Annotated in this window: 30 protein-coding genes; 4 read left to right on the forward strand and 26 right to left on the reverse strand. The window is 54.7% G+C overall.

Translation table 11 applies throughout. The features are described from left to right. Nucleotides 1-53: 53 nt before the first annotated feature. The 3 genes from MELB17_RS23260 to MELB17_RS11775 all read left to right on the forward strand — a co-directional run bounded on the left by MELB17_RS23260 (nucleotide 54) and on the right by MELB17_RS11775 (nucleotide 2,187). Entirely contained in the window at nucleotides 54-716 is a 663-nt protein-coding gene (locus tag MELB17_RS23260) for a diguanylate cyclase domain-containing protein (RefSeq protein ID WP_007350469.1), read from the forward strand. A 194-nt stretch (nucleotides 717-910) separates the two neighbouring features. Further along, on the forward strand, nucleotides 911-1,762 hold the full coding sequence (locus MELB17_RS23265; RefSeq protein ID WP_007350470.1) for a putative bifunctional diguanylate cyclase/phosphodiesterase: 852 nt from the start codon (nucleotides 911-913) through the stop codon (nucleotides 1,760-1,762). A 44-nt stretch (nucleotides 1,763-1,806) separates the two neighbouring features. Beyond that, complete coding sequence (locus MELB17_RS11775) at nucleotides 1,807-2,187, forward strand: BLUF domain-containing protein (protein ID WP_083796383.1); 381 nt, start codon at nucleotides 1,807-1,809, stop codon at nucleotides 2,185-2,187. 78 nt (nucleotides 2,188-2,265) lie between these two features. On the opposite strand, the gene MELB17_RS11780 is transcribed toward MELB17_RS11775, so the two are convergent. From MELB17_RS11780 to MELB17_RS11790, 3 genes are read right to left on the reverse strand one after another with little or no spacing between them, the layout of a single operon-like run. Then, entirely contained in the window at nucleotides 2,266-2,451 is a 186-nt protein-coding gene (locus MELB17_RS11780; protein WP_007350472.1) for a hypothetical protein, read from the reverse strand. Next, nucleotides 2,448-3,038, reverse strand: a complete 591-nt coding sequence (ssb, locus tag MELB17_RS11785) for a single-stranded DNA-binding protein (protein WP_036184596.1) — start codon at nucleotides 3,036-3,038, stop codon at nucleotides 2,448-2,450. The genes MELB17_RS11780 and ssb overlap by 4 nt, the downstream gene beginning before the upstream one ends. A gap of 58 nt (nucleotides 3,039-3,096) precedes the next feature. Continuing rightward, a complete protein-coding gene (locus MELB17_RS11790) occupies nucleotides 3,097-4,467 on the reverse strand; it encodes an MFS transporter (RefSeq protein WP_007350474.1) in 1,371 nt (456 codons plus the stop codon). A 154-nt stretch (nucleotides 4,468-4,621) separates the two neighbouring features. Between MELB17_RS11790 and uvrA the strand changes: the two genes are divergently transcribed. After that, nucleotides 4,622-7,465 (forward strand): excinuclease ABC subunit UvrA, encoded by a 2,844-nt coding sequence (gene uvrA, locus MELB17_RS11795; protein ID WP_007350475.1) that lies wholly within the window; start codon nucleotides 4,622-4,624, stop codon nucleotides 7,463-7,465. 123 nt (nucleotides 7,466-7,588) lie between these two features. On the opposite strand, the gene rplQ is transcribed toward uvrA, so the two are convergent. From rplQ to rpsS, 23 genes are all read right to left on the reverse strand, one after another. Further along, nucleotides 7,589-7,978 (reverse strand): 50S ribosomal protein L17, encoded by a 390-nt coding sequence (rplQ, locus tag MELB17_RS11800; RefSeq protein ID WP_007350476.1) that lies wholly within the window; start codon nucleotides 7,976-7,978, stop codon nucleotides 7,589-7,591. 32 nt (nucleotides 7,979-8,010) lie between these two features. Beyond that, on the reverse strand, nucleotides 8,011-9,015 hold the full coding sequence (locus MELB17_RS11805) for a DNA-directed RNA polymerase subunit alpha (protein ID WP_007350477.1): 1,005 nt from the start codon (nucleotides 9,013-9,015) through the stop codon (nucleotides 8,011-8,013). Between the two features lie 35 nt (nucleotides 9,016-9,050). After that, nucleotides 9,051-9,671, reverse strand: a complete 621-nt coding sequence (gene rpsD / locus MELB17_RS11810; protein WP_007350478.1) for a 30S ribosomal protein S4 — start codon at nucleotides 9,669-9,671, stop codon at nucleotides 9,051-9,053. 17 nt (nucleotides 9,672-9,688) lie between these two features. Further along, a complete protein-coding gene (rpsK, locus tag MELB17_RS11815; RefSeq protein WP_007350479.1) occupies nucleotides 9,689-10,078 on the reverse strand; it encodes a 30S ribosomal protein S11 in 390 nt (129 codons plus the stop codon). Between the two features lie 13 nt (nucleotides 10,079-10,091). Beyond that, nucleotides 10,092-10,448 (reverse strand): 30S ribosomal protein S13, encoded by a 357-nt coding sequence (gene rpsM / locus MELB17_RS11820; protein ID WP_007350480.1) that lies wholly within the window; start codon nucleotides 10,446-10,448, stop codon nucleotides 10,092-10,094. A 139-nt stretch (nucleotides 10,449-10,587) separates the two neighbouring features. Beyond that, on the reverse strand, nucleotides 10,588-10,701 hold the full coding sequence (gene rpmJ, locus MELB17_RS23810) for a 50S ribosomal protein L36 (protein WP_007350481.1): 114 nt from the start codon (nucleotides 10,699-10,701) through the stop codon (nucleotides 10,588-10,590). Between the two features lie 30 nt (nucleotides 10,702-10,731). Next, nucleotides 10,732-12,054, reverse strand: coding sequence for a preprotein translocase subunit SecY (gene secY / locus MELB17_RS11825; RefSeq protein ID WP_007350482.1), 1,323 nt, complete (start codon nucleotides 12,052-12,054; stop codon nucleotides 10,732-10,734). Between the two features lie 17 nt (nucleotides 12,055-12,071). Beyond that, nucleotides 12,072-12,506, reverse strand: coding sequence for a 50S ribosomal protein L15 (gene rplO, locus MELB17_RS11830; protein WP_007350483.1), 435 nt, complete (start codon nucleotides 12,504-12,506; stop codon nucleotides 12,072-12,074). A gap of 1 nt (nucleotide 12,507) precedes the next feature. Further along, on the reverse strand, nucleotides 12,508-12,696 hold the full coding sequence (gene rpmD, locus MELB17_RS11835; protein WP_007350484.1) for a 50S ribosomal protein L30: 189 nt from the start codon (nucleotides 12,694-12,696) through the stop codon (nucleotides 12,508-12,510). Between the two features lie 4 nt (nucleotides 12,697-12,700). Next, nucleotides 12,701-13,201 (reverse strand): 30S ribosomal protein S5, encoded by a 501-nt coding sequence (rpsE, locus tag MELB17_RS11840; RefSeq protein ID WP_007350485.1) that lies wholly within the window; start codon nucleotides 13,199-13,201, stop codon nucleotides 12,701-12,703. A gap of 12 nt (nucleotides 13,202-13,213) precedes the next feature. Beyond that, a complete protein-coding gene (rplR, locus tag MELB17_RS11845) occupies nucleotides 13,214-13,561 on the reverse strand; it encodes a 50S ribosomal protein L18 (RefSeq protein WP_007350486.1) in 348 nt (115 codons plus the stop codon). A gap of 9 nt (nucleotides 13,562-13,570) precedes the next feature. After that, nucleotides 13,571-14,104 (reverse strand): 50S ribosomal protein L6, encoded by a 534-nt coding sequence (rplF, locus tag MELB17_RS11850; RefSeq protein WP_007350487.1) that lies wholly within the window; start codon nucleotides 14,102-14,104, stop codon nucleotides 13,571-13,573. A 9-nt stretch (nucleotides 14,105-14,113) separates the two neighbouring features. Continuing rightward, nucleotides 14,114-14,506 (reverse strand): 30S ribosomal protein S8, encoded by a 393-nt coding sequence (gene rpsH / locus MELB17_RS11855; protein WP_007350488.1) that lies wholly within the window; start codon nucleotides 14,504-14,506, stop codon nucleotides 14,114-14,116. Between the two features lie 88 nt (nucleotides 14,507-14,594). After that, complete coding sequence (gene rpsN / locus MELB17_RS11860) at nucleotides 14,595-14,900, reverse strand: 30S ribosomal protein S14 (protein ID WP_007350489.1); 306 nt, start codon at nucleotides 14,898-14,900, stop codon at nucleotides 14,595-14,597. 12 nt (nucleotides 14,901-14,912) lie between these two features. After that, the gene (rplE, locus tag MELB17_RS11865) at nucleotides 14,913-15,452 is read right to left on the reverse strand and encodes a 50S ribosomal protein L5 (RefSeq protein ID WP_007350490.1); all 540 of its coding nucleotides are present in this window, start codon (nucleotides 15,450-15,452) and stop codon (nucleotides 14,913-14,915) included. A 15-nt stretch (nucleotides 15,453-15,467) separates the two neighbouring features. Continuing rightward, nucleotides 15,468-15,788: a 50S ribosomal protein L24 gene (gene rplX / locus MELB17_RS11870; RefSeq protein ID WP_007350491.1), complete on the reverse strand. Its 321-nt coding sequence runs from the start codon at nucleotides 15,786-15,788 to the stop codon at nucleotides 15,468-15,470. Nucleotides 15,789-15,805: 17 nt separating this feature from the next. After that, entirely contained in the window at nucleotides 15,806-16,174 is a 369-nt protein-coding gene (gene rplN, locus MELB17_RS11875; protein WP_007350492.1) for a 50S ribosomal protein L14, read from the reverse strand. Between the two features lie 18 nt (nucleotides 16,175-16,192). Beyond that, nucleotides 16,193-16,459: a 30S ribosomal protein S17 gene (rpsQ, locus tag MELB17_RS11880; protein ID WP_007350493.1), complete on the reverse strand. Its 267-nt coding sequence runs from the start codon at nucleotides 16,457-16,459 to the stop codon at nucleotides 16,193-16,195. 1 nt (nucleotide 16,460) lies between these two features. Next, nucleotides 16,461-16,652, reverse strand: a complete 192-nt coding sequence (rpmC, locus tag MELB17_RS11885) for a 50S ribosomal protein L29 (protein ID WP_007350494.1) — start codon at nucleotides 16,650-16,652, stop codon at nucleotides 16,461-16,463. Then, the gene (gene rplP, locus MELB17_RS11890; RefSeq protein ID WP_007350495.1) at nucleotides 16,652-17,065 is read right to left on the reverse strand and encodes a 50S ribosomal protein L16; all 414 of its coding nucleotides are present in this window, start codon (nucleotides 17,063-17,065) and stop codon (nucleotides 16,652-16,654) included. The genes rpmC and rplP overlap by 1 nt, the downstream gene beginning before the upstream one ends. Before the next feature lie 12 nt (nucleotides 17,066-17,077). Further along, on the reverse strand, nucleotides 17,078-17,761 hold the full coding sequence (gene rpsC / locus MELB17_RS11895; protein ID WP_007350496.1) for a 30S ribosomal protein S3: 684 nt from the start codon (nucleotides 17,759-17,761) through the stop codon (nucleotides 17,078-17,080). An 11-nt stretch (nucleotides 17,762-17,772) separates the two neighbouring features. Continuing rightward, complete coding sequence (gene rplV / locus MELB17_RS11900) at nucleotides 17,773-18,105, reverse strand: 50S ribosomal protein L22 (RefSeq protein WP_007350497.1); 333 nt, start codon at nucleotides 18,103-18,105, stop codon at nucleotides 17,773-17,775. Nucleotides 18,106-18,122: 17 nt separating this feature from the next. Beyond that, a complete protein-coding gene (rpsS, locus tag MELB17_RS11905) occupies nucleotides 18,123-18,398 on the reverse strand; it encodes a 30S ribosomal protein S19 (RefSeq protein ID WP_007350498.1) in 276 nt (91 codons plus the stop codon). Nucleotides 18,399-18,411 lie beyond the last annotated feature (13 nt).

Genomic DNA, 18,411 nt, shown 5'->3' on the forward strand with positions numbered 1-18,411 from the left:
ACTCTGCCGACGTTTTAACGTCCGGCCGCCGACGCTGTCCTTGGCAACCCGCGATGAAAAAAGACCGTTTAGTATTGTCTGCCCCCTCGGATATCGAGCGGCTGAAGGCGGAGAATGCGCTGCTGCGCGATGTTTTCGGGCGCCTGCCGCAGGGCTTTTGCGCCTTCGACGGAAAAGACCGCTTGCTGTTGGCCAACGCGCGCTATCGCGAAATTTGGTCACTCCCTGAGCACGCCGTCCGGCCGGGTACGACGTTCGCCGAGATCATGGAGCACACCCTCGGCTGCGAGACCGAGCACAGCCGCTCACAGCAGAGGCTTGAACCCTGCGGCGAAGGTACGCGCAAGCGTGAGTGGACGCTAGACGACGGTCGCGTGGTGGAAGTCGTGGTCTCGCGCCGCGCTGATGGTAGTTATGTAGCCCTCTGTGACGATGTGACCGAACTGCGCGAGACGCACACGCGGATCGCCTTTCTCGCACGTAATGACCTGCTCACCGGACTTCCCAACCGAGCCGTGCTGTGCGAACAACTCGACCATGGGTTTACGAGCATTGCATGCGGCGATGAGATGGCGCTGCTGTGCCTGAACCTGGACCGCTTCAAATCAGTCAACGACAACTTTGGTCACCCGGTGGGCGACGAGCTTCTTCGACAGGTCGCGGCGCGGCTGCGGACGTGTGTGCGCCAACGATTTGGTTGTGCGCTTGGGCGGTGACGAGTTCGCTATCGTCCAGACGGGCGCTCCGCAACCCGCCAGCGCAAGCGTGCTGGCGGATCAGATCATTGACTCGCTGTCGTCCGTTTCGATCTCGACGGCCAGCCGGTGTATATCAGCACGAGTGTCGGCGTGGCCGTCGCGCCCTTCGACGGCGCTGACGCGACAGGCTTCTGCGAAGCGCCGATCTGGCGATGTACCGCGCCAAAAGCGATGGTCGCGGTTCCCTCCGCTTTTTCGAGCCAAAGATCGACGCCGACATGAGAGCACGACGCAATCTTGAGGCAGACCTGCGCCTGGCGCTCGAGCGGAGCCAGTTCGAACTGGCCTATCAACCGCAGGTCGACGCTGCGGGCTCTTTTGTCTGCGGCGCCGAGGCGCTGCTGCGTTGGCGCCACCCTCAGCGCGGCATTGTGAGTCCACTCGATTTCATCGAGCTGGCCGAGGACACGCGGCTGATCGTACCCATCGGCCGCTGGGTGCTTGAGCAAGCTTGTCGCGATGCGATGGCGTGGCCATCAACTATTCGCGTGGCCGTCAACCTGTCGGCAGTACAGTTCCGGCACGGCAGCCTGCTGCGCGACGTGCTCGGGGCGCTGCAGCTTAGCGGTCTCCCGGCCCGCCGGCTGGAGCTCGAAATCACTGAAAGCGTTAATCTGGCCGACGCGCAGCAGGCGCTGTCGACGCTGCGTGAGGTGCGCAGTCTTGGCGTTCAGGTGGCCCTGGACGATTTCGGCACCGGCTACTCATCGGTGAGCTACCTGCGCGACTTTCCTTTCGACCGCATCAAAATCGATCGCTCGTTCGTGCGCGATGTTGATACGAGTTCAACCACGCAGGCCATCATTCGCGCCGTGGTCGACCTAAGCCACAGCTTAGGCATGAAAACGACGGTGGAAGGCATCGAAACGTCGCAACAACTGCAAATCGTGCAACAGCTAGGTTGCTCCGAAGTGCAAGGGTACCTAGTCGGCCGGCCGTGCGCGGCTGCCGAGATCATCGATATCATTCGAAAGCTATCACTGACTGCTGCGGACGAGCCCTGAGTCATGTTTGAACGCCTGCCCTACTTCAGCCCTGGCAGCCATCGATTGACGCGCGCAGCGCCTACGACATCATTCGTGTCGCCCACAACCGCAATAGCGAATGCAACCTAACCGGTGCGCTGCTGTTCCTGGACGGCTATTTCGTGCAGGCACTCGAAAGCGAACCGTTTCGCGTGCAGGAGCGCTTTGCGATCATTACCGCCGATCCACGGCACGAGGACGTGCAGCTGCGTCAAACATCTCGGGTAAACACTCGGATGTTTACCGACCAGTGGATAGCATTGCGCCTGAAAAGCAGTATCGACAGCCGTCGATTCGAAGAGATCGGCTACCTCCCGGGTCTATCCGCTACGCATTTTGACGCTGTGACTGTGCTCAGATTCGTGCAGGCTTGCTGCGCCGATTTGGGATTACCGTCAACATAGAGACAGGGGACGGATTTGAAATCCGTCCCCGCCTGGATTCAAACCTGTCCCCGTCTTGTTCTCTATCCCCTGTCTTGCTCAATCCGCAAACAGCCCCTCAACCACCGCAAGTCGCCTGCCCTGCTCGGCAGTCAGCTTGCCAGCGGCGGATGCCACCCGGCGAATCACACTCAGCGCCTTGTCTTTGGACTGAATTTCAACAAACAGCATTGCGGGGATGGCATCGAGCGCGGCCTGCTGGTCAAGTCGCAGGGCAATCCTCAAAACGGAATGTCATCATCAAAATCATCCACCGGATCGGGCATGGTGTTTTTCTGCGGCGATGACGGAGCGTTGGCCGGTTGTTGATTGTAATTTTCGTTCTGGGAGCCCTGATTGTAGCCGCCATCGTCTTGCGGAGGCTGATTGGCATTCTGCGGACGCGCAGGCGCCTGCTGCGGGCGATTTTGCGGCTGGCCCTGGCCTTGTTGACCCTGCCCTTGACTCATACCACCGCCGTCGCTATTGCGGCTGTCCAGCATCTGCATCTGGCCGCTGATGTCCACAACCACCTCGGTGCTGTAGCGGTCCACGCCGTCTTGCCCCTGCCATTTACGGGTTTGCAGTTTGCCTTCAACATAAATCTTCGAGCCTTTGCGCAGGTACTGGCCCGCCACTTCAGCCACTTTGCCGAACATGACAATTTTGTGCCATTCGGTTTTTGGCACCATTTGACCGGTTTGGCGGTCTTTGTAACTTTCGTCAGTCGCCAGGCTCAGGTTTACCACGGCGTTGCCGTTGGGGGTATAACGGGTGTCTGGGTCTTGCCCCAGGTTACCGATTAGAATGACTTTGTTGATGCCTCGTGCCATGTTCTGCTCCTGAATAAAGTGTCGCGGCGGCTCGCGCTCCGTGCGAGCCGCCAGAATTTCACGGCCTGTCAGTTTGCTGCACAAATCCCGTGTCGGCAAGCAAGGCCTCATCAAAAAACTGCCGGTCTATCTTCAGATAGGCAGTCGCTGCTTCTTCCATTATAACTACGTCTTGCACGCCTGGCAGGGCCCGCAAAAAACTGTCTACATCGCTATAGCTGCGCGCTGCATCTGGCTCTAACTTTAGCACAAAACCACTGGTATACCCGGGTGCCGGCATGGTTAAAGCCACAAGCAGCCAAACCACCAGTACCGCCACCATCAATCCCAGCACGCCGGTTACGCCAATATGTTGCAACAGGTAGCCGCCCAACGCACCGCCCAGAAAGGCGCCCATAAACTGGGAGGTAGAATACACCCCCATCGCCGTGCCTTTGCTGGCTGCCGGCGCCTCTTTACTGAGCAGAGACGGCAAACTGGCTTCCAGCAAATTGAACGCCATGAAAAAGAAAAACAGCATAAACCAACCAGCAAGCAAGCTTTCGCCCACTCCCGACAGGGCCGCGCAAGACAGCGCGAGCAAGGCCACTGCGCCGCACAATACCGGCTTCATTTTACGCTTTTTTTCGCCAATAATGATGAACGGCAGCATGGCAACAAACGATGTGAGCATCACGCTCAGGTAAAACCACCAGTGTGAGCTGCTGGGCAGACCCAGGCGATCTTGCAGTAATGAGGGAAAAACCAGAAACAGGGCGGTAAGCACCAAGTGCAGGGCAAAAATACCAAAGTCCAGCCGCAACAGGCGTTGGTCTTTCAACACCCGACCCACCATGGCTCGGGCCGGTTGTTGCTCTGCACTGACTTTTCTTTGGTGGGGCGTAGGCACCAGACGCCAAACAACTAGGAGCGCGATCAATGCCAGTGCGGCGGTCAGGTAAAAAATGCCAGACAGGCCCCATCGCGCGCCCACGAGCGGCCCGAGAACTAAAGACACGGAAAACGAAATACCGATGGAGATACCCACCGTGGCCATAGCCTTGGTGCGTTGCTCTTCGCGGGTCAGGTCACTCAGCAAAGCCATCAGTACGCTGGCAATGGCACCAGCACCCTGAAGAATCCGACCCAGAATCACAACGTATATTGAATTGGCTGAGCCAGCCAGCACACTGCCTGCCGCAAATAGAATCAAGCCAAGGTAGATCATGCGTTTGCGCCCGACCCGATCAGACAGCAAACCGAACGGAATTTGCAGCAGCGCCTGGCTTAGCCCATAAGCACCAATGGCCAGGCCTAACAGCGCGGGGGTTGCACCTTCAAGCTCGCCGCCCAGCAGCACAAACACCGGCATAACCATGAACAGCCCAAGCATACGAATGGCGTACACAGACGCCAAAGCGGAAACCGAGCGTTTTTCAAGGGCGTTCATGGAACAGTTCCTCAGACGTTAGCAGAGACTGAAATCAAGCGCAGTAGTGTAACAGAACCGCCACGGCCGGCGCGAAGCCGTATTACACAGCCGCAGCGCTCACAAGGTAGCCGCAGAACGCGGTATACTCATCACTTTTTCCTCGCGAGGTTATATGGACCAGATCCAGATCAAGGGTGCCCGCACCCACAATTTGAAGAACATCGACCTGGATATACCCCGGGACAAACTGATTGTGATTACCGGTCTGTCAGGCTCTGGCAAGTCATCACTGGCGTTCGACACTCTTTACGCCGAAGGCCAGCGGCGCTATGTGGAATCACTGTCGACCTATGCCCGTCAGTTTCTGTCAATGATGGAAAAACCCGACGTGGACCATATTGAAGGCCTGTCGCCGGCCATTTCCATCGAGCAAAAGTCCACGTCCCATAACCCGCGCTCTACGGTCGGTACAATTACTGAGATATACGATTACCTGCGCCTGTTGTTTGCCCGCGCCGGCGAACCCCGCTGCCCCGAACACGGCCAGCCGCTGGAAGCGCAAACCGTGAGCCAAATGGTGGATCAGATTTTAGCGATGGAAGAAGATTCGCGGTTGATGATTCTGGCCCCGGTGATTCGTGACCGCAAGGGCGAACACCTGCAAGTGGTCGAAACCATGCGCAGCCAAGGCTTTATCCGCCTGCGGGTAGATGGCAATGTTTACGACATTGATGACGTTCCGGCTCTGGACAAAAAGCGTAAACACCATCTTGATGTGGTGGTCGACCGCTTCAAGGTCAAACCCGGCCTGGAACAACGCCTGGCCGAGAGCTTTGAAACCGCTCTGGCCCTGGCAGACGGCATAGCGCTAGTGGCCGCCATGGATGGCAGCGGCGAAGACACCACACTGTCAGCTCGCTATGCCTGTAACCAATGTGGTTATGCCATCAGCGAGCTAGAGCCGCGGCTGTTCTCGTTCAACAACCCGGCAGGCGCCTGCCCTACCTGCGACGGGCTTGGCGTAAAGCAATTTTTCGACTCCGACAAAATTATCCAGCATCCAGAGGCCAATCTTGCCTCCGGCGCCATCAAGGGCTGGGACCGCCGCGCGGTGTATTACTTCCAGCTCCTTAGCAGCGTGGCCGAACACTACAATATTGATTTGGACACTCCATGGTGCGACCTGCCCGAACCGGTGCAACAGGTGATGTTGCATGGCTCCGGCAGCGAGGACATTAGCTTCCGCTACGTAAACAGCCGCGGCCACATCATGGAACGGCTGCATTCGTTCGAAGGCATATTACCCAACCTGGAACGGCGTTACCGCGAAACTGATTCCCAAAGTGTACGGGAAGAACTGGCCCGCAACCTTAGCACCCAGCCGTGCAAAGACTGCGGCGGCACGCGCTTACGCCGTTCAGCGCGCAACGTGTTTATCGACAATCGAAACCTTCCAGCCATCGCCCACCTGCCGATTGGCGAGGCGCACCGGTACGTTAGCCAACTGACACTACCGGGCGCCAGAGGCGAAATTGCCGAAAAAGTTCTGAAAGAAGTCCGCCAACGCCTGCAGTTCCTGGTTAACGTGGGGCTGGAATATCTGTCCCTTGAGCGCAGCGCCGATACACTCTCCGGCGGCGAAGCCCAGCGTATACGCCTGGCGAGCCAAATTGGCGCCGGCCTGGTGGGCGTTATGTACATACTGGACGAACCGTCCATTGGCCTGCACCAGCGCGACAACGAGCGCCTGCTGGAAACTCTTTACCACCTGCGTGACTTGGGCAACACAGTGATTGTAGTCGAGCACGACGAAGACGCCATACTGGCAGCAGACCACGTAATCGACATAGGCCCGGGCGCCGGTGTACACGGAGGGCAAATAATCGCCCAAGGCAAACCGGCAGACATACTCGCAAACCCCGATTCACTGACGGGCCAATACCTTAACGGCACCAAGTGCATCGCCATACCCGAAAAGCGCAATCCCGGGTCCGGCGAATACCTGAAACTGACCGGCGCCAGCGGCAATAACCTGACCAACGTTGACCTAGCCATCCCCCTGGGCGTAATGACCTGTATTACTGGCGTGTCCGGCTCCGGCAAATCCACGTTGATCAACGGCACCCTGTACCCGATAGCGGCCACGGCATTGAACAAAGCCACAACCCTAAGCCACGGTCCTTACACCGGCATTGAAGGGTTAGACCTGCTCGACAAAGTCATCGACATCGACCAAAGCCCGATCGGCCGCACACCAAGATCCAACCCCGCCACTTACACAGGGCTGTTCACCCCCATCCGCGAACTGTTTTCCAGCACCCAGGAAGCACGCTCAAGAGGTTACAAGCCCGGCCGCTTCTCCTTCAACGTCAAGGGTGGACGCTGCGAAGCCTGCCAGGGCGACGGCGTCATCAAAGTAGAAATGCACTTCCTGCCCGACATTTACGTGCCCTGCGACGTCTGCAAAAGCAAACGCTACAACCGCGAAACTCTGGAAGTGCGCTATAAGGGCAAAAACATCCATGAAGTGCTGTCTATGACCGTAGAAGAAGGACGCGAATTCTTCGACGCGGTGCCCTTCCTGGCTAGAAAACTTCAGACCTTAGTGGACGTGGGCTTGTCGTACATCCGTCTGGGCCAAAGTGCTGTTACGCTATCCGGCGGTGAAGCCCAACGGGTGAAGCTCGCCAAAGAGCTGTCCAAGCGCGACACCGGCCAAACCCTGTACATTCTGGACGAACCCACCACTGGCCTACACTTCTATGACATCCAGCAGCTGTTAACCGTATTGCAGCGCCTACGCGACCATGGCAACACCATCGTGGTCATAGAACACAATCTGGACGTCATTAAAACAGCAGACTGGATAATCGACCTGGGCCCCGAAGGCGGTTCCGGCGGAGGCCTGATCGTCGCGGAAGGGACACCAGAGCAAGTAGCAGAAAACAAAGCCAGCCACACTGGTCGCTACCTAAAACCCTTGCTAGAAAAGCAAAAAGAGGCCCAACGATCTTAGATAGCACATAGGGACAGATTTGAAATCTGTCTCCATTACTTCAAGCTTTCCCGCAGGCGAAAAAAAACCGGCTACCCTTAGGCACCCGGTTTCTTCAGACAACTAACAAGGCTTTACACCGAGTTACTCGTCAACTTCTTCAGCTTCAATATCCATCGGACGACCGATCAGCTCAACATATGCCATAGGGGCATTGTCGCCTGCGCGGGAACCGCACTTCAGGATACGAAGATATCCACCCGGACGCTCGTTGTAACGGGGGCCCAGCTGAGTAAACAGCTTGGCAACCGCTGCATCGTCACGCAGACGTGAAAACGCCAGACGACGATTCGCGACCGAATCGATTTTAGCCAGAGTAATCAAAGGTTCCGCTACCCGACGAAGCTCTTTAGCCTTCGGCAACGTTGTTTTGATCAACTCATGCTCAACCAGTGACGCAGACATGTTACGAAACATGGCCTTGCGATGCGCACTGGTCCTGTTGAACTTACGACCACTCTTACGATGACGCATTGCTCTGATTCCTTAGCTTAACTAATCGGCGATTAACCGCCCAGAACCCGGTCATCACCACGAAGGCTTGCCGGCGGCCAGTTATCAAGACGCATACCCAGAGACAAACCACGGGACGCTAATACGTCCTTGATCTCTGTCAGCGACTTTTTACCCAGGTTAGGCGTCTTCAACAGCTCAACTTCTGTGCGCTGAATCAAATCGCCGATGTAGTAAATGTCCTCAGCCTTCAAGCAGTTGGCGGAACGTACTGTCAGCTCTAGATCATCAACCGGGCGAAGCAGAATCGGATCAATTTCTTCCTCTTCCTCAACACGCTCTGGTTCTTTTTCATGATCAAAATCAACAAACACGGCCAATTGCTGCTGGAGAATGGTAGCGGCCCGGCGAATTGCTTCTTCCGGATCGATAGTACCATTAGTCTCTAGATCAATAACCAGCTTGTCGAGGTCGGTACGCTGCTCTACCCGTGCACTTTCCACAGAATAAGCAACGCGTCGAACCGGGCTGAACGTAGCATCCAGCTGCAGACGTCCGATGGCACGAGTTTCGTCCTCATCCAGACCGCGCTGATCAGCAGGCTCATAGCCGCGACCGCGAGCAATACTCAGACGCATGTTAACTTCACCATTTTCGCTCAGGTGACAGATAACGTGTTCTGGATTGGCGATCTCGACATCATGATCCAACTTTATATCTCCGGCTGTAACAACACCCGGACCCTTCTTGCTGAGCATAAGCTCGGCATCGTCACGGCCGTGCATTTTTACAGCGACGCCCTTAAGATTCAAAAGAATCTCTATGACGTCTTCCTGAACACCTTCAATGGCGCTGTACTCGTGCAACACACCGTCAATCTGCGCTTCAGTAACAGCGCAGCCCGGCATCGAAGACAAGAGAATACGGCGTAACGCACTGCCCAGAGTGTGACCGAAACCTCTTTCGAGAGGCTCCAAGGTGACCTTGGCACGCGTGGAACCGGATTCCTTCACGTCAATGGTACGAGGTGTCAATAACTCATGTACTGAACGCTGCATAGACGCCCCTATCTGCTATCGTTGCTAACTGGGCTTTACTTAGAGTAAAGCTCGACGATGAGGTTCTCGTTGATGTCGGCCGGCAATTCAATCCGTGTTGGCACTGAACTGTAAACGCCGGACATCTTAGTGGCGTCGACATCTACCCAGCTCACCGCTGCGCGACCGGAGGCCAAGTCCAGAGCGCCTTTAACGCGCAACTGGTTTTTGGCTTTTTCACGCACGCTCACAACATCACCTGGCTTAACCTGGTAGGAAGGAATATTCACAACCTTGTCGTTGACCAGAATTGCCTTGTGAGAAACGAGCTGGCGGCACTCCGCGCGGGTTGAACCAAAACCCATGCGGTAAGCAACGTTATCAAGACGCGCTTCCAAAAGTTGCAACAGGTTTTCACCCGTTACGCCTTTCAGGCGAGCCGCTTCTTTATAATAGTTGCGGAACTGCTTTTCCAGTACGCCGTAAATACGACGAACTTTCTGTTTTTCCCGCAGCTGAACGCCGTATTCCGACAGACGACCGCGACGCGCACCGTGCATACCCGGGGGGGTTTCAAGGTTGCACTTAGTGTCGAGAGCGCGAACACCGCTTTTCAGAAAAAGATCTGTCCCTTCACGACGAGACAGTTTGCACTTCGGGCCTATGTAACGAGCCATAATTACTGTCTCCTGTGTTAGACGCGGCGCTTTTTAGGCGGGCGACATCCGTTGTGGGGAATCGGCGTCACATCTGTGATGTTGTTGATCTTGTAGCCGCACGAGTTAAGCGCACGAACTGCAGATTCACGACCAGGGCCGGGGCCCTTGACTTCAACATCCAGGTTTTTAAGGCCGTATTCAGCAGCCGCATTACCGGCTCTTTCAGCTGCTACCTGCGCAGCAAAAGGTGTACTCTTACGTGAACCGCGGAAACCAGAACCACCAGCAGTGGCCCAAGACAATACGTTGCCCTGGCGGTCCGAAATGGTCACGATAGTGTTGTTGAAGGAAGCGTGAATGTGCGCGACGCCATCAACAACCGTTTTTTTCACCTTTTTACGGGTACGTGTACCTGGCTTTGCCATGTTTGCCTACCTGTTACTTACGAATAGGTTTGCGCGGACCTTTACGGGTGCGGGCGTTGGTCTTGGTGCGCTGGCCGCGGACTGGAAGCCCATGACGGTGACGCAGACCACGGTGACATCCGAGATCCTTCAAACGCTTGATGTTCATCTGTACTTCACGACGCAAATCGCCTTCGACGGAGCCTTTAATCACATCAGTACGAAGTGATTCCAGCTGTTCGTCAGTCAAGTCTTTGACTTTGACGTCCGGCTTAACGCCGGTTGCATCGCAAAGCTTTTGAGCTGTTGTTTTGCCTACACCAAAAATATAGGTGAGCGATACAACAACATGTTTGTGATCGGGTATATTGACACCGGCTATACGTGCCATCCAAATTACTCCGCGTTCAAAGCTATGCTGTGTGAATTGTCCGCCACTAAAAGGGCGCGAAATAATAACGCCTGACCCGGCATCGAGTCAAGCGCCATCATCATGCACCTTTTACAAGCAAGGATTTTTCCCGAAGGAATTAACCCTGACGTTGCTTGTGGCGAGGCTCCGAGCAAATGACCCTTACGGCGCCATTGCGACGAATTACTTTGCAGTTACGGCAAATTTTCTTTACCGAAGCGCGTACTTTCATTGTCGACTCCAGTTTTCAATGGGAACGGGTTTACCCGTTCCGACCATAGCCCTTGAGATTGGACTTCTTCATCAGCGATTCATACTGGTGAGACATCAGGTGCGACTGAACCTGAGCCATGAAGTCCATCACTACGACTACAACAATCAGCAGAGACGTACCGCCCAAATAGAAGGGTACATTCCCGGCTACCATCAGGAACTGAGGGAACAGGGAAACTGCTGCAATGTACATTGCTCCGAACAATGTCAAACGGGTAAGAACGCCATCAATGTACTTGGCTGTTTGCTCACCCGGACGAATGCCCGGAATAAAAGCGCCTGAGCGCTTGAGGTTATCCGCGACTTCCCGTGGATTGTACATCAGAGCCGTATAGAAGAAGCAGAAAAATACCACTGCTGCCGCGAACAGAATAATATACAAGGGCTGACTGGGCGCAAGTGCCTGGGAAATATCGCTCAGCCACTCCATGCCTTCGCCCTGGCCAAACCACTGACCCAGCGACGCCGGGAACAACAGAATGGACGATGCAAAGATGGGCGGAATAACACCGGCCATATTCACTTTCAAGGGCAAATGGCTGGACTGCTGGGCAAATACCCGGCCGCCTTGCTGTCTCTTGGCGTAGTTAATCGTCAATCGGCGCTGACCGCGCTCCATGAACACCACAAAACCGATGACGGCAATTGCCAGAACACCGATACCAAGTACCAACAATAAGCTCATCTCACCGTTACGGGCCTGCTCCAGGGTCTGACCGATCGCGCCGGGTAACCCGGCAACGATACCGGCGAAAATCAACAGTGAAATGCCGTTACCGACACCCCGCTCGGTGATCTGCTCGCCCAGCCACATCATGAAGACTGCACCACTCACAAACGATACAACCGCCACAAAGTGGAAGCTGAGAGTGTCATTGAAGGTGACGCCCTGCGACGCCAAACCGACAGAAATACCAGTACCCTGAAGCAGAGCCAGGATTACGGTACCGTACCGCGTATATTGGCTGATCTTACGACGACCTGCCTCGCCTTCTTTTTTCAACTGCTCCAGCGTCGGGCTGACCGCTGTCATGAGCTGCATGATAATAGAAGCCGATATATACGGCATGATACCCAGCGCGAAGATACTCATGCGCTCAAGTGCACCACCGGAAAACATGTTGAACATGCTCAGGATTGTGCCCTGATTCTGCTCAAACAGTACCGCCAAGCGGTCGGGGTTTATACCAGGCACCGGAATGTGGGCACCGATTCGGTACACAAGCAATGCCAGGAAGACAAACCAGAGCCGCGAACGCAGCTCTGCTAGTCCTTTACCCGCGCCCGCAGGCAATGATGCTGTCTTGGCCATTTAGTCCTCGACTCGCGTTAGTCTTCTACTTTGCCGCCCGCGGCGATAATCGCCTCGCGTGCGCCTTTGGTCACTCGCAAACCCTGCACAGTCACTGCGCGGTCAATTTCACCGGACAACATGACCTTTGCATCGCGAATTTCGTCGCGAATGATGTCTGCTTTTTTCAGAGCGTCGAGGTCAACAACATCGCCTTCTACCTTCGCCAGTTCATTCAGGCGAATTTCAGCAACGTAACGCTGCTGACGAGACGTGAAGCCATACTTCGGCAAACGACGGGCCAACGGCTGCTGACCGCCCTCAAAACCGGGGGCAACGCTGCCGCCGGAACGGGCTTTCAGGCCCTTGTGGCCGCGGCCACAAGTTTTGCCAAAACCACAACCGATACCACGACCAACGCGCCTTGCGTTGCGACGTGAACCGGGTTCTGGAGCTAGTTCGTTTAGACGCATCTTAGTTCTCCTCAACCCGAACCAGGTAGTCTACCCGGTTAGCCATACCGCGAATGGAAGGAGTATCTTCCAAAACCACGGACTGGCCAATTTTACGAAGACCCAAGCCCTTCACACAAAGCTTGTGCTTGGGCTGGCAGCCGATTGGGCTGCGGATCAGTGTAACTGTGATCGTTTTTGCGTTCGCCATGACTTCAACCCAGAATGTCTTCGACGGATTTACCGCGCTTGGCTGCAATATCTTCTGGCGCTTGCATTGCCTGAAGACCCTTGATGGTGGAACGTACCACGTTCACCGGGTTGGTAGAGCCATAGCACTTAGACAGTACGTTATGGACACCAGCCACTTCCAACACAGCGCGCATGGCGCCACCAGCAATAATGCCGGTACCATCGGATGCAGGCATCATGAACACCCGTGAACCACCGTGCTGTGCCCGAACCGGGTACTGCAAAGTAGTACCGTCCAACGGCACGTCTACCATATTCTTGCGCGCAGCTTCCATGGCTTTCTGTATAGCAACCGGCACTTCACGCGCCTTACCACGACCAAAGCCCACACGCCCTTTACCATCACCCACTACAGTCAATGCGGTAAAGGCAAATATACGCCCGCCTTTTACCACCTTGGCAACGCGGTTTACCTGAACCAGCTTTTCCTGGAGCTCAGGCGCCTTCTGTTCGTTCACGCTCATCTTCTCCACCTCTTAGAATTGCAAGCCAGCTTCACGGGCTGCGTCGGCCAGAGCCTGTACACGGCCGTGATAACGGTAACCGGAGCGGTCAAACGCAACCTGCTCAACACCCGCCGCCTTGGCACGTTCAGCAATCAGCTGACCGACCTTTTTGGCGGCATCCACGTTACCGGTCGCACCCTGGCGCAGTTCCTTATCCAACGTGGAGGCAGTGGCCAACACTTGGCTGCCATCTGCTGTCGTAACCTGGGCGTACATGTGACGCGGTGTGCGGTGAACGCACAGACGGTTTGTACCCAGCTCACGAATTTTCATGCGCACTTTACGTGCGCGACGCAATCTTTCGTTATTCGCGCTCATAGTCCCGCCTTATTTCTTCTTGGCTTCTTTACGTCTTACCTGCTCATCCGCATAACGTACACCTTTGCCTTTATAAGGCTCGGGCGGACGGAAGGCGCGGATTTCAGCGGCGACGTGGCCAACCTGTTGCTTGTCGATACCGCGAATAATCACTTCCGTGTTTGACGGAGTTTCAACGGTAATCCCCTCGGGCAGCTCGTACGCAACGGGGTGAGAAAAACCCAGCGTCAGATTGAGCTTCGTACCTTGCGCCTGAGCCCGGTAACCTACACCGATCAGCTGAAGCTTACGCTCGAAGCCTGCGGTAACGCCGGTCACCATATTACTGACCAAGGCGCGGGTTGTACCGGCAAGAGCGCGGGACTGTTTAGCACCATCACGGGCTGCAAAGCGTAGGAGATTTTCTTCCTGCTTTACGTCAACCGCTTGGTGGATTGAAAACTGAAGCGCTCCTTTGGAGCCCTTTACGTTGATTTCCTGACCGTTCAGCTCCACTTCAACACCGGGAGGCAGCACGACAGGATTATTGGCAACCCTGGACATGTGATTCTCCTAGAATACGGTGCAGATGACTTCGCCACCTACGCCGGCAGCACGTGCGGCGCGGTCTGTCATTACGCCCTGGGACGTAGAGACAATCGCGACTCCCAAACCACCGGATACTTTCGGTAGCTTCGCAGCGCCTTTATACTGGCGCAGACTCGGACGGCTAACACGGTCGATAGATTCAATAACCGGCTTGCCACCAAAGTACTTCAGAGTAATCGTCAGCTCAGGCTTGGTGTCAGCCGAAACAACAAAATCTGCAACGTAACCTTCGTCCTTCAGGACTTGTGCCACGGAGATTTTCATCTTCGAGGACGGCATCTTAACGTCTGCTTTCGATGCCATCTGGGCATTACGGATACGTGTAAACATATCCGCAAGCGTGTCTTGCATGCTCATTGGTATGAGGCTCCTGATCTTTTTAGTTGTGCAGCGGCGCGCCGCACCGCTTACCAACAGGCTCCCGACCGCAGTCGGGAAGCCTATCTTACCAGCTTGCTTTAGTCAGACCCGGAACGTCACCGCGCATGCCGTACTCTCGGAGTTTGATCCGTGAAAGTTCGAACTTACGCAAGACGCCGTGTGGGCGACCCGTTATCTGGCAACGATTACGAAGACGCGAAGGAGATGCATCGCGAGGAAGCTGTTGCAACTTCATCTGTGCATTCCAGCGGTCATCATCGCTGGTATTGGGGTTCTTGATAATTGCCTTGATCTCAGCACGCTTTGCTGCGTATTTCGCAACGGTTAGCTCGCGCTTGAGCTCACGGTTTTTCATGGAAACCTTTGCCATTACTCTCGTTCCTTATTTCTTGAACGGAAAGCCAAACGCTTTCAACAGTTCACGACCTTCATCGTCGGTACCGGCAGAGGTGGTAATGGTAATATCCAGACCACGAATCTTATCAACCCTGTCGTACTCTATCTCAGGGAAGATGATCTGCTCACGCACACCCATGCTGTAGTTACCACGGCCGTCGAACGACTTTGGGTTCAGACCGCGGAAGTCACGAATGCGGGGAACCGCAATGTGCACCAGACGATCAAAGAATTCCCACATACGCTCGCCACGCAGAGTAACCTTGCAACCAATTGGCCAACCTTCACGGACTTTAAAACCCGCAACCGATTTACGCGCCTTGGTCACAACCACTTTCTGACCCGCCAGGCGCTCAAGATCAGCGACTGCGTTATCAATCAGCTTTTTGTCACCGATAGCTTCACCAACACCCATGTTCAGGGTGATTTTCTCAATACGCGGCACCTGCATTATGTTCTTGTAACCGAACTCCTGCCGCAGGGCGGGTATCACTTCCTTACTGTACTGCTCTTTCATGTTCAGCATCGTAACCACCACCGCTTACTGGTTATCGACAGCTTCTTTCGTCGCTTTGAAGATCCGCTGTTTTGCGCCGTCTTCCTTGATCTGGAAGCCAACACGATCGGCTTTGCCGGTCTGCGGATTAAAAATAGCCACGTTAGAAGCCTGGATAGGCGCTTCTTTTTCGACGATGCCACCAGGGGTGCTCAGCGCCGGGTTTGGTTTGGTGTGCTTCTTCATCATGTTGATGCCAGAAACAATCACCTTACCATCGTCCTGAACTTTCAGGACTTTACCACGTTTGCCTTTGTCTTTCCCCGTAGTGACGATTACTTCGTCATCTCGTTTGATCTTTTTCATGTCCGGCCTCTGGTCCTTTAAAGTACTTCGGGTGCCAGTGAGATAATCTTCATGAACTTCTCATTTCGCAGTTCACGGGTAACCGGTCCGAAGATACGGGTACCAATGGGTGCGTCCTGGGCGTTCAGAAGTACGGCCGCGTTGCCGTCAAAACGGATCAGAGATCCATCTGGACGACGCACACCTTTACGGGTGCGCACCACGACAGCCTTCAGTACCTGGCCTTTTTTTACTTTACCGCGGGGAATGGCTTCCTTAACGGTTACCTTGATAATGTCCCCGATTGCAGCATAACGCCTGTGTGAACCGCCCAGGACCTTGATGCACATCACCTGACGCGCACCGCTGTTATCCGCGACTTCAAGCATTGTTTGAGTCTGAATCATGGTTGTTCTCCGGGCGATTTACACCTTGGATGCATGTTCAGTGACTTCCACTAAGGCCCAGCTTTTGGTCTTAGAGACCGGGCGGGTTTCCTTAATGATCACAGTGTCACCAATATTGCACTGGTTGCTCTCATCGTGAGCATGGATCTTGGTTGAACGCTTCATGTACTTACCGTACAGAGGGTGCTTTACCTGACGCTCGACCAACACCACGATAGATTTCTCCATCTTGTTGCTCACGACCTTGCCGCTCAAAGTTCTGGCAGTTTGGGTAGTTTCGGTCATGTCACTGTCCTGCCTTTTCGTTCAATACTGTTTTCACGCGAGCAATATCACGCTTCACCCCAGGGAGAAGATGAGACTGATTCAGCTGACCTGTCGCCTTACGCATGCGCAGGTTAAACTGCTCCTTCAGGAGGCCGATCAGTTCTTTGTTCAGCTCCTCGGCTGACTTTGCACGCAGCTCTGTTGCTTTCATCACATCACCGTCCTCGTTACGAAGGTGGTCTGTACCGGCAGCTTCGCAGCCGCCAGAGTGAAAGCTTCGCGTGCGATTTCTTCAGTCACACCTTCCATCTCATAGAGCATACGGCCCGGCTGAATTTCAGCCACCCAGTACTCGACAGAACCTTTACCTTTACCCATACGAACTTCCAGCGGCTTGCCAGTAATCGGCTTGTCCGGGAAGACGCGAATCCAAATCTTACCACCCCGCTTGATCTTACGGGTCATGGTACGACGTGCGGCTTCAATCTGGCGAGCAGTTATACGCCCGCGAGTAACCGCCTTCAATCCGTATTCACCGAAGCTCACCTTGTTAGCGCGGTGAGCAAGGCCGGTGTTACGGCCCTTCATTACCTTGCGAAATTTGGTGCGTTTTGGTTGCAGCATAAGAGTGCCCCTTTACTTAGAACCTTTCTTCCCAGAGGCTTTCTTGTCAGCACGGACTTGCTCCATACCACCAAGAATCTCACCTTTGAAGATCCATACCTTGACGCCGATTACGCCGTAAGTGGTATGCGCTTCGTAGGTTCCGTAATCAATATCTGCACGCAATGTATGCAGCGGAACACGACCTTCGCGATACCACTCGGAACGGGCAATTTCAGCTCCCCCGAGACGACCGCCAACCTGAATCTTGATGCCCTTGGCGCCTTGACGCATGGCGTTCTGTACCGCGCGCTTCATAGCACGACGGAACATCACACGACGCTCCAACTGACCAGCAACGTTTTGCGCTACCAAACGGGCATCCAGGTCCGGCTTGCGGACTTCTTCGATGTTGATGTGCACAGGCACACCCATCATGTCGCTGACTTCACGACGAAGACGGTCAACATCTTCACCCTTCTTCCCGATAACAATACCCGGGCGGGCGGTATGGATCGTGATGCGGGCGTTCTGAGCAGGGCGCTCGATCACAATCTTACTGACAGACGCCTTTACCAGACGCTTGTCGAGGAATTCACGGACCTGAATGTCGTTCAACAGGTTTTTCGCGTAGTCCTTTTTATCGGCATACCATACTGAGTTGTGCTCTTTGATCACACCCAGGCGAAAGCCGATCGGATTTACTTTATGACCCATCTGAGCATCTCCTACTTGTCGGCGACCTTGACGGTGATATGACAGGTGCGCTTCATAATTCTGTCAGCGCGCCCCTTGGCTCGAGCCTTAATTCGCTTGAGCGTTGGGCCCTCATCCACCATGACAGTGGAGACCCGCAGATCATCTACGTCCAGACCTTCGTTATGCTCAGCGTTAGCAATTGCGGACTCAAGAGCTTTCTTGAGAATCCCAGCTGCTTTCTTAGGGCTGAAAGTCAAAATATTCAGAGCGTCCTCAACAGCCTTGCCGCGAACCTGGTCGGCAACAAGACGAGCTTTCTGAGCTGAGAGGCGAGCGCCCTTATACTTGGCTGCTACTTCCATTTCATTTCCCCTCACAATCAGCGTTTAGCTTTCTTGTCGGCCGAATGGCCACGATAAGTACGCGTTGCTGCGAACTCACCTAGTTTATGACCGACCATATCTTCGGTGACATAAACCGGCACGTGTTGCTTGCCGTTGTGGACTGCGATGGTCAAGCCTACGAACTCTGGGAAAATCGTGGAACGGCGCGACCAGGTCTTAATTGGTCGTTTGTCGTTCACTTCCAGAGCTGCCTCGACCTTCTTCAACAGATGCAGGTCTATGAAAGGACCTTTCTTTAAAGAACGTGGCACAGCATTTACCTCT

This window comes from Marinobacter sp. ELB17 (assembly GCF_000169375.1).
Taxonomy (GTDB): domain Bacteria; phylum Pseudomonadota; class Gammaproteobacteria; order Pseudomonadales; family Oleiphilaceae; genus Marinobacter.